Annotated in this window: 10 protein-coding genes and 1 pseudogene; 4 read left to right on the top strand and 7 right to left on the bottom strand. The window is 60.9% G+C overall.

What is annotated here, in order from left to right; genetic code table 11:
- The 4 genes from WP12_RS24485 to WP12_RS22040 form a co-directional block, all read right to left on the bottom strand.
- The coding region (locus tag WP12_RS24485; protein ID WP_200894576.1) for a TFIIB-type zinc ribbon-containing protein at nucleotides 1-112 on the bottom strand (112 nt) is incomplete at its 3' end.
- Between the two features lie 176 nt (nucleotides 113-288).
- The gene (locus WP12_RS22050) at nucleotides 289-1,725 is read right to left on the bottom strand and encodes a glutamate synthase subunit beta (RefSeq protein ID WP_046195807.1); all 1,437 of its coding nucleotides are present in this window, start codon (nucleotides 1,723-1,725) and stop codon (nucleotides 289-291) included.
- Nucleotides 1,726-1,738: 13 nt separating this feature from the next.
- Nucleotides 1,739-6,388, bottom strand: a complete 4,650-nt coding sequence (gene gltB, locus WP12_RS22045; protein WP_046195805.1) for a glutamate synthase large subunit — start codon at nucleotides 6,386-6,388, stop codon at nucleotides 1,739-1,741.
- A gap of 192 nt (nucleotides 6,389-6,580) precedes the next feature.
- Nucleotides 6,581-7,630, bottom strand: coding sequence for a substrate-binding domain-containing protein (locus WP12_RS22040; RefSeq protein WP_046195804.1), 1,050 nt, complete (start codon nucleotides 7,628-7,630; stop codon nucleotides 6,581-6,583).
- Between the two features lie 240 nt (nucleotides 7,631-7,870).
- On the opposite strand from WP12_RS22040, the gene WP12_RS22035 reads away from it, so the two are divergent.
- Complete coding sequence (locus tag WP12_RS22035; protein ID WP_046195803.1) at nucleotides 7,871-9,019, top strand: aminotransferase class I/II-fold pyridoxal phosphate-dependent enzyme; 1,149 nt, start codon at nucleotides 7,871-7,873, stop codon at nucleotides 9,017-9,019.
- Between the two features lies 1 nt (nucleotide 9,020).
- On the opposite strand, the gene WP12_RS26115 is transcribed toward WP12_RS22035, so the two are convergent.
- On the bottom strand, nucleotides 9,021-9,707 hold the full coding sequence (locus WP12_RS26115) for an LLM class flavin-dependent oxidoreductase (protein ID WP_052730569.1): 687 nt from the start codon (nucleotides 9,705-9,707) through the stop codon (nucleotides 9,021-9,023).
- A 526-nt stretch (nucleotides 9,708-10,233) separates the two neighbouring features.
- Here WP12_RS26115 and WP12_RS22025 point away from each other — a divergent pair.
- On the top strand, nucleotides 10,234-10,746 hold the full coding sequence (locus WP12_RS22025; protein ID WP_046195802.1) for a MucR family transcriptional regulator: 513 nt from the start codon (nucleotides 10,234-10,236) through the stop codon (nucleotides 10,744-10,746).
- 132 nt (nucleotides 10,747-10,878) lie between these two features.
- On the opposite strand, the gene WP12_RS22020 is transcribed toward WP12_RS22025, so the two are convergent.
- The gene (locus tag WP12_RS22020) at nucleotides 10,879-11,541 is read right to left on the bottom strand and encodes a hypothetical protein (protein WP_152664117.1); all 663 of its coding nucleotides are present in this window, start codon (nucleotides 11,539-11,541) and stop codon (nucleotides 10,879-10,881) included.
- A gap of 560 nt (nucleotides 11,542-12,101) precedes the next feature.
- Here WP12_RS22020 and WP12_RS22015 point away from each other — a divergent pair.
- A complete protein-coding gene (locus WP12_RS22015; RefSeq protein WP_046195800.1) occupies nucleotides 12,102-13,382 on the top strand; it encodes a tyrosine-type recombinase/integrase in 1,281 nt (426 codons plus the stop codon).
- 218 nt (nucleotides 13,383-13,600) lie between these two features.
- Here the strand turns inward: WP12_RS22015 and WP12_RS22010 are convergent, their stop codons facing one another.
- On the bottom strand, nucleotides 13,601-14,002 hold the full coding sequence (locus tag WP12_RS22010) for a MerR family transcriptional regulator (RefSeq protein WP_046195799.1): 402 nt from the start codon (nucleotides 14,000-14,002) through the stop codon (nucleotides 13,601-13,603).
- A 62-nt stretch (nucleotides 14,003-14,064) separates the two neighbouring features.
- Here WP12_RS22010 and WP12_RS24475 point away from each other — a divergent pair.
- A pseudogene (locus WP12_RS24475) lies at nucleotides 14,065-14,277 on the top strand (cation transporter); the annotation flags it as partial.
- Nucleotides 14,278-14,396 lie beyond the last annotated feature (119 nt).

Raw genomic sequence — 14,396 nt, 5'->3', positions numbered from 1 at the left:
TGTCGAGCTCGCCACGGTCGAGCCAGACGCCCCGACATTGCGGGCAGTAATCTATCTCGACATTCTGGCGTTCGCTCATCGTCAGCGGCACGGCGCAGACGGGGCATATCATGTTCGGATGGTGCAAATCATATTCTCCCTCGATGTCGCGCCCGGCGCGTGAGGAAAAAAGACCCCGTGGCACCGAGCATGCTCGATGCGGTCCGACATCACGATCGATTTCGATCGCCAGAGGGGCCCGGCCCGCGCTCCCAAGATAATGCGGCGCGGCCAGGCCGCAAGGGCCGATCAGCGCGGCAGGTCGGTGGCGCCCATCAGATGGAGGTCGACTGCGCGGGCGCACTGACGGCCTTCGCGGATCGCCCATACGATCAGGCTCTGGCCACGGCGCATGTCGCCGCACGCAAAGATTCCGTCCTGGCTGGTCGCATAATCGGTGACATCGGCCTTCACATTGCCACGTGCGTCGAGATCGACACCAGCCTGTTCGATCATGCCGGGGGTGTTGGGCCCGAGGAATCCCATTGCCAGCAGGACGAGATCGGCCTTGATGGTGAACTCGCTGCCTTCGACTTCGCGCATCTGCCCGCCGACCCATTCGACGCGGACGCACTCGAGTGCGGTAAGCTGGCCATTGTTGCCGATCGCGCGCTTGGTGACGACCGACCAGTCGCGCTCGCAGCCCTCGTCATGGCTTGATGACGTCCGCAGCTTGAGCGGCCAGTGCGGCCAGGACAGCGCCTTGGCCTCCTTTTCCGGCGGCTTGGGCATGATCTCGAACTGTGTCACCGATGCCGCGCCCTGGCGGTTCGAGGTGCCGACACAGTCCGATCCGGTGTCGCCGCCGCCGATCACGACGACATGTTTGCCGGTTGCGGTCAGCGATCCGCGCGGCGCGGCGCGAAGCTCGTCATCGCCCGCGTTGCGCTTGTTCTGCTGGGTGAGGAACTCCATCGCGAAGCGCACGCCCTGTAGCTCGAAGCCGGGGATTTCGAGCGGGCGGGGCTTTTCCGCTCCGCCCGACAGCACGACTGCATCGAAATTCTCACGCAGCGAGTCGAGCGACACCTGAACGCCGACTTCGGTGCTGGCGCGGTAGGTGACGCCTTCGGCCTCCATCTGGACCAACCGGCGGTTGATCAGATGCTTCTCCATCTTGAAATCAGGAATGCCGTAGCGGAGCAGTCCGCCCATCCGGTCGTTCTTCTCGAACAAGGTGACGCTATGGCCCGCACGGGCGAGCTGCTGGGCACAGGCCAGGCCGGCGGGGCCGGAGCCGACCACCGCGACCGACTTGCCGGTGCGGCGCGCCGGTGTCTGTGGCAATATCCAGCCTTCCTCCCACCCGCGGTCGACGATCGCGCATTCGATCGACTTGATCGTGACCGGGCTGTCCTCGATGTTCAGCGTGCATGATGCTTCGCAGGGCGCCGGACAGACACGACCGGTGAATTCCGGAAAATTGTTCGTGGAATGAAGAACTTCCAAGGCGTTCTTCCAATCCGATTCATAGACCAGATGGTTCCAATCCGGGATGATGTTATTCACCGGACAGCCATTATGGCAGAATGGAATGCCGCAGTTCATGCAGCGTGCGGCCTGATCGCGGATCTGCTGCGCGTCCATCGGCACGACGAACTCGTTCCAGTTCTTCAGCCGATCCTGCGGCTTTAGATAGCCGCGGTCCTTGCGGTCGATTTCGAGAAATCCGGTTGCTTTGCCCATCATCTATCTCCGGTCATTCCGCGGCGACATTGGCGGCAGCGAGGCGCTCGGCCTCCAACTGCCGCAGCGCGCGGGCATAGTCTCTCGGCGTCACCTTGACGAAGCGGCCGAGCGTGGTCTGCCAGTCGTCCAGCAGCGCGCCAGCCTGGGCGCTGCCGGTGTGCAGGTGGTGGCGTTCGAGCAGGATGCGAAGCCGTTCCGCGTCATGGCGGAGCATGTCGCCCATGCCATAATCATGAACGCTGGCGGGGCGCTGCTGCGGACGTCCCGCGCCTTCGTCGGGATCGGCGTCGCCGCCGATCGGCTCGACGTCGACCATCGCGAGGTTGCAACGGTCGCGAAATCGACCATCGGCGTCATAGACATAGGCGATCCCGCCCGACATGCCCGCCGCGAAGTTGCGCCCGGTCTGGCCCAGCACCGCCACGACACCGCCGGTCATATATTCGCAGCCATGGTCGCCAGTGCCCTCGACAACGGCGATCGCGCCCGAATTGCGGACTGCAAAGCGCTCGCCAGCGACGCCTTGGAAATAGGCTTCGCCGGCGATCGCGCCATAGAGCACCGTGTTGCCTACGATGATATTTTCGAGCGGATTGCGGTCGACATGACTGGGCTGGCGCACGATCACGCGTCCCCCGGAAAGTCCCTTGCCGACATAATCATTGCCGTCGCCGGTCAATTCCAGCGTAACGCCATGCGCGAGGAAAGCGCCGAAGCTCTGTCCCGCGACGCCCTTCAGGCGGATGGTAATGCTGTTCTCAGGCAGGCCGCCATGGCCGAAGCGCCGCGCGACCTCACCCGACAGCATCGCGCCGACGGTGCGGTTCACGTTGAAAACGGGCCGTTCGATCACCACCGGCTCGCCCTTGTCGAGCGCCGGCGCCGCGGCGGCGATCAGGTCGTTGTCGAGCGCGGCGTCGAGACCATGATCCTGGAAGCTCGAATGATGGAGCGTGTTGCCCATCGCCGGCTTCGCCTGATGGAGCAGGCGGCCAAGATCGACGCCATGCGCCTTCCAGTGATCGAGCGCCTGGCGCATGTCGAGCCGGTCCACCCGGCCGACCATCTCCTTAAGCGTGCGGAAGCCCATCTCCGCCATGATCTGGCGCAGTTCCTCGGCGACGAAGAAGAAATAGTTGATCACATGCTCGGGCTGACCGGTGAAGCGTGCGCGCAGCACCGGGTCCTGGGTGGCGACGCCGACCGGGCAGGTGTTGAGATGGCATTTGCGCATCATGATGCAGCCTGCGGCGATCAACGGCGCGGTCGCGAAGCCGAACTCGTCGGCGCCGAGTAGCGCGCCGATCGCGACGTCGCGGCCAGTGCGCAGGCCGCCATCGACCTGCACGACGATGCGGCTGCGCAGGCCGTTAAGCAGCAGCGTCTGCTGAGTCTCGGCAAGGCCGATCTCCCACGGGCTGCCGGCGTGGGTCAGCGAGGTGAGCGGCGAAGCGCCGGTGCCGCCTTCATAGCCCGAAATGGTGACATGGTCGGCGCGGGCTTTTGAAACGCCAGCGGCGACGGTCCCGACACCGACTTCGGACACCAGCTTCACCGAGATTCGTGCGCCGGTGTTGACGTTCTTCAGGTCGTGGATCAGCTGTGCGAGATCCTCGATCGAATAGATGTCGTGATGCGGCGGCGGTGAGATCAGGCCGACGCCTGGGGTCGAATGGCGTACCTTGGCGATGTTTTTGTCGACCTTGTCGCCGGGCAGCTGGCCGCCTTCGCCGGGCTTCGCGCCCTGCGCCATCTTGATCTGAATGTCGTCGGCATTGACCAGATATTCGGCGGTCACGCCGAAGCGGCCCGATGCGACCTGCTTGATCGCCGAACGCATCGAGTCGCCGTTTGCCATCGGCTTGAAACGGTCGGCTTCCTCGCCGCCTTCGCCGGTATTCGAGCGGCCGCCGATGCGGTTCATCGCCATGGCGAGGGTGGTGTGGGCCTCACGCGAGATCGATCCGAAGCTCATCGCGCCGGTGGCGAAGCGCTTGACGATCTCGGTTGCGGGCTCGACCTCGCCGATATCGATCGGCTGCTCGCCGGGTTTGAGGGTCATCAGTCCACGGATCGTCAGCAGCCGTGTGCTCTGTTCGTTGATCGAGCGGGCAAACTCACCATAGCGGTCCTGGCTGTTGCCGCGCACCGCGTGCTGGAGCGAGGCGACGCTTTCAGGTGTCCAGGCATGTTCCTCGCCCCGGATACGGTAGCCATAGACTCCGCCGACATCGAGCATGTTGCGATAGATTGGATTATCGCCATAGGCCGTCGCGTGGCGACGGACGGTCTCCTCGGCGACCTCGGCGAGGCCGATGCCCTCGATAGTCGTCGCGGTGCCGGTAAAATATTTGTCCACAAATGCCGAGGACAGGCCGATCGCGTCGAAAATCTGCGCGCCGCAATAGCTCTGGTAGGTCGAGATGCCCATCTTGGACATGACCTTCAAAATGCCCTTGCCGACTGCCTTGATATAGTTCTTGCGAACCTCCTGCTTGGTCAGCGGCAGGGCCTGGCGGACCCGGATTTCCTCGAGCGTGTTGAAGGCGACATAGGGATTTACCGCCTCGGCGCCATAGCCCGCGAGAACGCAGAAATGATGGACCTCGCGCGCTTCTCCGGTCTCTACGACCAGACCGGTTTGCATACGCAGACCCTGTTTGACGAGGTGGTGGTGGACCGCCGCGGTCGCGAGCAGCGAGGGCATCGCGATCCGGTCCGACCCCTGGGCGCGATCGGACAGGATCAGGATGTTCTTGTCGGCCAGCACTGCTTCGGTCGCAGCCCAGCACATCTCCTTGATCGCCATCGCCAGCCCTGCAGCGCCGGTCGCGGCGTCCCAGGTCATGTCGATCGTCTCGGTCCGGAAAGCTCCATCGAGCTGCGCTTCGGCGGATCGTATCCGCGCGACGTCGCCATTGGTGAGGATAGGCTGCTCGACCTCGAGCCGCTTATGCGTGCCGGCCTGACGGCCAAGCAGATTGGGGCGCGGGCCGATCATCGACACCAGCGACATCACCAATTCCTCGCGGATGGGATCGATCGGCGGATTCGTGACCTGGGCGAAGTTCTGTTTGAAATAATCGTACAGCAGGCGTGGCCTGGCCGAGAGCACGGCGATCGGCGTGTCGGTGCCCATCGACCCGATCGGGTCTTCTCCGGCGCGCGCCATCGGTTCCAGGAATTTGCCGATATCCTCCTGCGTGTAGCCGAAGGCCTGCTGGCAATCGAGCAGCGCATGGGGATCGTTCGGCAGGCTCGGGGTCTCTGTTTCCGCGGTGCGGAGCGCGTCGAGATCCTTGAGCTTATATTGGGTGGCTTCGAGCCACTTGGTATAAGGCGCGGCCGCGGCGAGGCTCGCCTTGATCTCCTCATCCTCGATGATCCGGCCCTGCTCCATGTCGATGAGCAGCATCTTGCCGGGCTGGAGCCGCCATTTGCGGACGATATTCTCCTCCGCGACCGGCAGCACGCCGGATTCGGAGGCCATGATCACATGATCGTCGTCGGTGACGAGAAAGCGGGCGGGGCGCAGGCCGTTGCGGTCGAGCGTCGCGCCAATCTGACGGCCATCGGTGAAGGCGACGGCGGCGGGGCCGTCCCACGGCTCCATCAGCGCGGCATGATATTCGTAGAACGCCTTGCGCGCCGGATCCATCAGCGGGTTGCCGGCCCACGCTTCGGGGATCAGCATCATTACCGCATGAGCGAGCGAATAGCCGCCCGCCACCAGAAGTTCGAGTGCGTTGTCGAGGCAGGCGGTGTCCGACTGACCGTGCGGGATGATCGGCCATATCTTGTCGAGATCGGGGCCGAGCAGGTCCGATTCCATCGTCCTGCGGCGCGCATTCATCCAGTTGACGTTGCCGCGTACCGTGTTGATCTCGCCATTATGGGCGATGAACCGATAGGGGTGCGCCAGCTTCCAGCTCGGGAAGGTGTTGGTCGAGAAACGCTGGTGGACCAGCGCGATCGCCGACGTGGTCAGCGGATCGGCGAGATCCTTGTAGAAGCTGCCCACCTGGCCCGCGAGCAGCAGCCCCTTGTAGACGACGGTGCGCGACGAGAAGGACGGCATGTAAAGGTCGCTCAGGCCGGGCAGATCATGCTTGATCGCGAGCGTGGCGAGCGGGTTCTGGGTCTGTTTACGGATGACGAGCAGCTTGCGCTCGAAGGCGTCCTGATCGGGTGTTTCGCCGCCACGGCCGACGATCGCCTGGCGGATCACCGGCATCTCGTCGAGCACGGCCTGGCCCAGGCCGGTCGTGTCAATCGGCACGTCGCGCCAGCCGATCATGACCTGGCCTTCCTTGGCGACGAACTTTTCGAATGTTCCGACCGCGAAGGCGCGCGCCGCCTCGTCGCGCGGCAGGAAGCACATCGCTACGCCATAATCCCCGCACGGAGGCAGGGTGAGCCCGGCGTCGTTAGCCCAGGCGCGCAGCAATTCGTCGGGAAGCTGGATCAGGATTCCGGCGCCATCGCCCAGCAGGGGATCGGCGCCGACCGCGCCGCGATGATCGATCCTGAGAAGTATCTCAAGGCCGCGCTGCACGACCGAATTGGACTTGAGCCCACGGATATTGGCGATGAAGCCGACACCACAGGCATCATGCTCGTTGCGGCTGTCGTACAAACCCTGATTCGGCGGATAGGTCATCCCGCGATTTGCTCCCATTGGCCCGATTAAGATAAGCCTTGGCGGCTGCTATACATATGTGATCGGACGAGTGAAGCCTTTAGCGGTGATATGTTTTCTTGTCGGGGGCGAGTTTGAAATAATATATCGGTCGGTCGTATCATTGTTACGACCCGCCGACTCTTCAACTTCCCCCGGGATTGCCGCGGGGCGTTATTTGACCGAGGAGAAATCCAGCAGCTTATATTCACGCGCGGCGGTCGCGTTTTTGGCCCTGATATCGGCCGGAGCGGGAATGAGACCACGTCGAGACAGATATCCTCCCGGTTCCCAACCCCGGGCATATTCGGCCACGAATTGCTTGAGTCCGGGTATGGCATTGAGATGCGCCTGCTTGACGTAGACGTACATCCGCCGCGCGCCTGGATAGGAAAAATCGGCGATCGTCGCGGAGGATGGTTCGACGCCCCCGAGCGCTACACCGCGTAGCGCGTCGCTATTCTCCTCCAGGAAACTGTAGCCGAAGATGCCAATCGCGTCGGGATTTGCACTGAGTTTCTGCACAATGAGATTATCGTTCTCACCGGACTCGATGAACGCGCCGTCCTCGCGAATCCTGGTGCAGATTTGCTTATGCCGGTCCTCTTCGGACTTTTTGAGGGCTTCCATCTCTGGGTTGGCGTTGCAGCCCTTGTCGAGGATCAACTCGTTGAAGCTGTCACGGGTGCCGCTGGTCGGGGGAGGGCCATAGACCCTGATCGTCACGGCGGGCAGGGACGGGTCGACGTCCTTCCAGGTCCTGGTCTTATTGGGTTTGCCATAAGGCGTGGCCGCCAGCGCTTCATAGACTTGCTGCTGCGTCAGCTTGATTGCGGCCCCCTCCTTGCTCTCCGCAAGCGCGAGGCCGTCGATGCCGATCTCGAGTTCGATAATCTTGTCGACGCCGTTATCGCGGCACGTCTTGGCCTCGGCGGGCTTGATCCGCCGCGAAGCGCTTTCGATGTCGGGATACCGCGCGCCGACCCCGGCGCAGAACAATTTCATCCCTGCGCCGGTACCGGTAGATTCGATGACTGGCGCTTTGAAGGACGGAAATTTGCGGACGAACTGTTCGGCGACTGCGGTGGTGAAGGGATAGACGGTCGACGAGCCGACGCCGCGGATTTGCGACCGGACGCCGCTGGTGGATCCGCTTGATCCCCCGTCCTGGCAACCAGCCAGCATAAGGCCGGCCATGCCGACAACGATTACCGCGCGCTTCATGAGCACCTCTTCCAAGTTCGATCACACCAGTCGTTCCGATCACCGAAGCTAGAAGCTTGCATGACATGCCGCAATGTCGCCGCCGACATGGCGCAGGGCGGCCGAGGGATGCGGTTACGCGCGCTGTGCAGGCCCGCGCGGCGGCGTGACGAGCGCATAACGCATGACTAGCGGGTGTTCCTTACGTAATGCGGGCGAGGGGCTACTCGAATATCCCCGCGTCAGACCGAGAGACATTCCTTGATTGCGCAGATTGAACCATTTCACGCCATTGCCCTGAGCAGGATAGCGCACCGGCTGCGCAGCGAGGGGCGTTCGATCATCCATATGGAGTTCGGTCAGCCATCGACGGGCGCGCCAGCCGCCGCGATCGCGGCGGCTCACCATGTGCTCGACACCGATGGCATGGGCTATTGGGAAAGCCCCAAGCTTAAAGAACGGATCGCTGGTCTGTATCTCGATCGCTATGGCGTGACGGTCGATCCCGAGCAGGTCATTCTGACTTGCGGAGCTTCACCTGCGCTGGTCCTCGCCTTGTCCTGCCTGTTCGCACCTGGCGACAGGGTCGCCTTCGCCCGGCCGGGTTATGTCGCCTATCGCAACTGCATCAAGGCGCTCTACCTCGATCCGGTCGAACTGGCTTGCGGCGAAGAGCAACGCTTTCAGGTCACGGCTGCGGCGCTGCGCGCGATCGATCCTGCCCCGCAAGGCGTAATCATCGCGTCTCCCGCCAATCCTACCGGGACGGTCATCAGCGCGGAGGAGGCAAAGGCTATCGCGCATATCTGTCGGGAGCGCGATATAAGCATCATCTCCGATGAGATATACCATGGCCTTTGCTATGGAACCCGAGCCCGCTCGTTGCTCGAAGACGCGCCGGGAGCGATCGTCGTCAACAGCTTCTCCAAATATTTCAGTATGGCGGGCTGGCGTCTGGGATGGCTCGTGGTGCCGCCTGATCTGATCGATGCGGCCCGCGCCCGGATGGGCAACCTCTTCCTGACGCCACCATCGCTCGCCCAGCATGCGGGGCTGGCGGCTTTCGATTGCACCGACGAACTCGAAGGTCATGTCGAAACCTATGCGCGCAACCGCGCCATGCTGCTGGATGCTCTGCCGGGGCTTGGCCTCGACCGGATCGCGCCGCCCGACGGCGCTTTCTATATCTATGCCGATGTGCGCCACCTGACCGAGGATAGCATGGAGTTCTGCAAACGCCTGCTGCTCGACACCGGTGTTGCTACGGCGCCGGGCATAGACTTCGATCCGGTCGAAGGCCGTTATTACATGCGGATCAGCTTTGCCGTTTCGACTGATGAGGTCGCGGAGGCGCTCCGGCGCATAAGGCCATGGCTGGCGGAGCGCACTCGTGAGGCAGGGAAGCGCTGATCTATTCCGCGGCGAGGGCCTCGACCTGCCGCCGCTCCGCCGTATAGCGATTTTCGGGCACCGGCAGGCCGAGATGCTCGCGTAAGGTGGCGCCGCTATAATCGGTTCTGAACAGGCCACGCTCCTGGAGGATCGGGACGACCTCGTTCAGGAACCGGTCGAAGTCACCGGGGCGCGTGACATGGAGGTTGAACCCGTCGATCGCGCCCGCCAGGAACCAGCGCTCGATTTCGTCGGCGACGGTGCGGGCGGTGCCGACGAAGGGCGACCGTTGCCCAAGGAAGCGCGCGACCGTCTCGCGCAGCGTGAGCGCTTCGCTGCGCGCGGTCGCAACGAGGCGTTCGGCAGCGCCCTTATATGAGTTCAACGTGAGATTGCTGACATCGGGGAACGGCGCGTCGGGGTCGTAGACACCGAAGTCATGATAGTTGAAGAGCCGTCCGAGCTCCACCAGCGACTTGTTGAAGTCGAGCTTGCCGAGCCGGGCATCCTCCTGCGCGCGCGCCTCCTCGTCGCTATCGGCGAGGAAGACGCTGAGGCCCGGCATCACGACGATCTGGCTGGGATCCCGGCCGAGCCGGACGGCCCGTGCCTTGAGGTCGGTCGTATAGGCGAGCGCGCTGTCGAAGTCCTGCGCAGCGGCGAAGGTGCCTTCGGCGATCCGCGCACCGAGATTGCGGCCCTCCATTACTGAATCCCATTCGCCTTCGCTGTCACCCTCGCCACAAGCCCACCGCACGCGGCAATAGGATTGATTCATAATCTTGCGAACCTGCTCAACGCGGTTGCAGGGCGCATCTTTGGCGGGGGCGAGAACTTGAAAGGGCAGAGGGTTCAAGTCTTCCGACAGCCTAAGGTATCGTGCCAAGGTTCCGTCATCGATCTCCGTTCCGTTCCAACGAATCTCCCCATCCTTAGTCACGTGTATTCGTACTGGAATTGCATGGTGGTTAATCCCATCGGCTAGCGTTCGCCAATGAGCGGGCGGTATATCACATCCGCCCTTATATGATTTCGGGCGGGCAACACCGATAACGAGAAAGACGGTGCTGAGCGCCACAGCGATGACCATGATGATAGCGACGAGGCGGTTCATCAAATCAGGATTTCACAGGATAGGCAGCTGGGCAACGGTCAGAAGGTCCATAACCGATGATATTGCTATCACCGTAATAACCGCCCACGATCGCCATCGATAATAATCAGAGGATCATATGGCAGACGAAACCCTACTCGACCTTACCGCGCTCATAGTCTCCAACCATGTGACGAATAATAATGTGTCGGTTGGGGATGTGCCGACGCTTATCAAGAGCGTTCACAATGCTTTACAGGGGTTGGGTAAGGCTATCGTTGAACCCGAACCCGAGCAAAAGCCTGCCGTTTCCATCCGGTCATCGATAAAGCCCGATTACCTCGTTAGCCTTGAGTCCGGTAAGAAGGTGAAGATGCTCAAGCGGTATCTTATGACCAGCTACGGCATGACACCGGACGATTATCGCAAGAAGTGGGGCCTTGCCGCCGATTACCCGATGGTTGCCCCGAACTACGCCGAGCAGCGTAAGGCCTTGGCGTTGAAGATTGGGCTTGGTCGGAAGCGTATTGCTCAAACCGCTTCGGTGCCGGTCGTAGAGAAGGCCACCCCGAGACCTAAGGCAAAACCTGCCGTGAAGAAGTCTACTACAAAGGCGAAGGCGAAGCCTAAGGGTGGGCCTGCCACGGAATAGGCCTTATTTGACCAGGAAACAGGCCTTAGAATTCGACCTGCCGTCCTTGGCTACCCACCCAGCCAAAGCAATGCGGATGCGCTCTAAGGGGCTAATAATACCCTTGTTCAAGCTGTGCCAATCATGAGTGAGTTAGCGGGCGTGCAGTTGGGGCTGAGGTGGAGGCATGTTTGACGCTGATTTTTCGCAAGATATTTTTGCGATGGTTCCCATGTCAGAGAATAGAATTTCGTCGTTGTCTTGGATCACAACGAACGGCGTCTCCCCGGCATACCCCCCCATGCGGTTCTTCGCATTGACAGCGCCACAAATGAACCATCCGGTTACCTTCGCTGAAAAAATCGTAGGCTTGTAGGTTGTAAACACGAAGCCGTATGGCCAACGGAAATCAGCCGAACCTGGGTCTATAAGATGTGATCGGATGTGATCCTCAACCACTTTTTTCATGGCTGACCAGTCCGTGGCAGATGATATCAACCGCGACGCCGGTGGGGCAGGATCATACCCCATTATATTGGCTCTCCATTCGAAGTACTTCGACGCGGTTGCGTCCCAAAGGGTAGCGCCGTTAACGGTCTGTTCCTTCACAATCTCAATCATTTTATTTCGTTGTTCAGTCGTTGTTGCCAATGCATCCCAAGCAAGTTGCAATCGAGCCGCTGCCGGACCGTCAGTGATGCTGTTACACGCACGGGTGCCGCATGGCCCCGCACTCTGCGCCAATGTGGGTGCACTAATCGCCAGACAATATGCCGCCGTTGCAGCCGAGATGTAGCGAAAAACTGCCATTTTCACGATAAGCCCCCCATTTCAAATCTAAGGGGCGTCCCGGCCTTAGAGCCGGGCGTTCGTAACTCGCGAGAGTCCCACGAGCGCATGAGCCTTTACCGTTACCGGCTGGACATGCGCTCATGCCACCCGGCCACGAAGACGCGACCGGCTGACTCTTTGAGAGGTTACGAAGCCCCATTCCCGTTCTCGCGGGAACGCGGTCAGATTGCTTGAAATGAGGATGGAAGCAAGGGGGCACAGCGCTGCCAAGTCCAAATCGTTACCGAAATGGATCAAGCAAGAGTGTGATACATGGGTGTGTAACAAACACCCGAAAAATCACGCTAAGTTGTTGAAAAATATACGCTGGTGACCCCTACGGGACTCGAACCCGTGTTTTCGCCGTGAGAGGCCTCAAAAATACAGCTTTGAGCGTCCGTAGTTGATTGTCGACGTCTGTCCATGCTCTTGAGAAATATAGAGTTTTTCTATATAAGGCTGTCGGTGTTCATCATTGTCCGTGAGAGGCTTTTTACACGAATATTTCGTGCTTTTGCCCCGATCGGATTGGCGAGGCTGACAACATGGCACGGATACTAGTTGAGAGCGCTTTGACGACGAGAACAGCTAGAGGAGGGCTCAAGCCGGGCCTCCATTGGCGTAGCATCGATCGCGGTGTCCATCTTGGTTATCATAAGAATCGTCGCGGCGGTCGCTGGCTCGTCCGATGGTATCAGAAAAGCACAAGTAGCTACAGTCGCCTCCAACTCGGTGTCGCCGACGATGTATTCGATGAGGACACGCTGAGCTATTACGCTGCCGTTCAAGCCGCGAAAGAGGCGGTTGCGACCGCTCGGCGAAGGACGGCCGCGGATGCAGGTGGGCCGACGCTGACAGTGCAACTGGCCGTGGAGGAATATCTCACAGCGCGAAACGCCAGGAAGAGCGCAGCGGAAGAAAGGGAGGTGAAAGCAGACGCAGCGAGCACGCTGAATAAGCACGTTCTCTCTAACAAGACGTTTTGCGCGACCCGCCTGGATGACCTTACCGAGAAAAAACTGATCGATTGGCGGGGTTCGATCGATCCGAAGTTGAAGGGCACGACAAGGCGTAGAATTCTTAACGACCTCAAGGCCGCGTTGAACGCCACTTATCGCAAAGAGCGGCGCCGGCTTCCTTCCGAACTCGGGGAGATCATCAAGATCGGGCTCGCGGCCGAGGATATCGTAATCGAGCACGTTGAGGTCGCGCGCGATAATCAAATCCTCGACGATGAGATCGTAAGACAGATCGTCACGACCGCCTTCGAAATGGACGACGACATTGGCAGGATGGTGCTCTGCCTCGCCGCAACCGGAGCGCGCTTCTCTCAATTGAAGCGGATGAAGGTTCGTGACGCGCAATTATCGCTCAAGCGTCTCCTTGTGCCTCACAGCAAAAAGGGAAGGAACAAGGCTGCTGGCTACTCCCCGATTCGGATCGGCCAGGACGTGATTGACGCGCTCCGCGCTGTCGCCAGCGGGCGGCGAGCCGATGAACCGATGCTGGAACGGTGGCGTCTCAAGCAGACTGCACCGGGCGTGTGGGTTCGCGACAGGCGCGGCGCTTGGACCTCGTCCTCGGAGCTGACGCGCCCATGGGCCGCAATCTGCGGACATATCGGGCTTGAGGACATAGTGCCTTATGCGCTGCGCCATTCGTCGATCGTCCGAGGCATTGCATCAGGTCTGCCGATCCGTCTCGTTGCAGCGATGCACGACACCAGCGTCGTCATGATTGAAAAGCATTACTCCCGATGGATCGTTGAAGGCCTGGAAGATATGGCTGCACGAGCGATCATCCCCCTCCACGCAGCGGCGGCGTAGAGAATATTCCCTTCGTTTAGCTTCTGCCAATATCGGCTTCCAGAGCGAGGGGAATCGGTGTGGGGATCGGATTGAAATTGGTCGGCGATATCATTGCCGTCAACTTGATATCGACGGCCCCCGCACGGGGATTTCTGGTGTGATAACGACACGATCGAGGCAAAGCTATTCGACTACGAGCAGCATGTCTTTTTACCGGATGGTGAAGCTCAACTTCTTCAGATCGGCGCGAGGGCGTCCAAGATCCGGCATTCCGATATCGTCCCACCATTGCACGACGAGATTAAGCCATTGAGTTCACGCCGGAGTTTGGTGAGGTCGGCCAACTTTCGATCTATCTCGGCAAGATGCTCGGTGGCTAAGGCGTCCACCGACCGACAATCATCAAGCTTGTGGTCGGCGAGATCGAGCAGGTCGCGAACCTGATCGAGCGAAAAGCCCAGGTCTCGCGATCGACGAATGAAACTCAGGCGCGATAGCGCTTGGGCCCCGTAAGCGCGGTAATTGCCGGACGTTCGGCCCGGCTGAGCAAGGAGGCCGATCCGCTCATAGTAGCGCACCGTCTCCACCTTGGTGCCCGTGGCCTTGGCAAGCAGGCCGATCGTCAGCGCGGTTTCCATGCTCTTGACCCTGTAGTTGCTACAGGGTGCATATGAGGGGACGACTCAAAACTGTCGAGAGGATGACGTTGGTCTGCACCAGATGTGAAGCGGATAAGCCGAGCGGGTTGAATGACCCGCGATGGAGGCGTGCGCTCTGGATTGCGCTTGTCGTCAACGCCGTCATGTTCGGCGGCGAAATGATCGCGGGCGTTGCCAGTGGCTCGCGCGCGCTTCAAGCGGACGCACTCGATTTCCTTGGTGACGCGGCCAATTACGCGATCAGCCTGTCAATCGGCGTGCAAACGGGACCCCCGATAGGCGTCTAAAAGGGACCCCCTTGCGGGATCGGGTAACGTTGTTGTGAGGCGCCAGCTTGCGCTGAGCGCGGCGTAGGGAGGGCGTAGCCCGACCG

Source organism: Sphingomonas sp. SRS2, from assembly GCF_000971055.1.
In the GTDB taxonomy this organism is placed as follows: domain Bacteria; phylum Pseudomonadota; class Alphaproteobacteria; order Sphingomonadales; family Sphingomonadaceae; genus Rhizorhabdus.
This window is presented reverse-complemented; position numbering and strand designations above follow the sequence as displayed.

Excerpts from the sequence above, each read along its gene's own strand:
- WP12_RS22050 (WP_046195807.1), bottom strand. The coding sequence starts at position 1,725 with ATGGGCAAAGCAACCGGATTTCTCGAAATCGACCGCAAGGACCGCGGC.
- gltB (WP_046195805.1), bottom strand. The coding sequence starts at position 6,388 with ATGACCTATCCGCCGAATCAGGGTTTGTACGACAGCCGCAACGAGCAT.
- WP12_RS22040 (WP_046195804.1), bottom strand. The coding sequence starts at position 7,630 with ATGAAGCGCGCGGTAATCGTTGTCGGCATGGCCGGCCTTATGCTGGCT.
- WP12_RS26115 (WP_052730569.1), bottom strand. The coding sequence starts at position 9,707 with ATGGAGGGCCGCAATCTCGGTGCGCGGATCGCCGAAGGCACCTTCGCC.
- WP12_RS22025 (WP_046195802.1), top strand. The coding sequence starts at position 10,234 with ATGGCAGACGAAACCCTACTCGACCTTACCGCGCTCATAGTCTCCAAC.
- WP12_RS22015 (WP_046195800.1), top strand. The coding sequence starts at position 12,102 with ATGGCACGGATACTAGTTGAGAGCGCTTTGACGACGAGAACAGCTAGA.
- WP12_RS22010 (WP_046195799.1), bottom strand. The coding sequence starts at position 14,002 with ATGGAAACCGCGCTGACGATCGGCCTGCTTGCCAAGGCCACGGGCACC.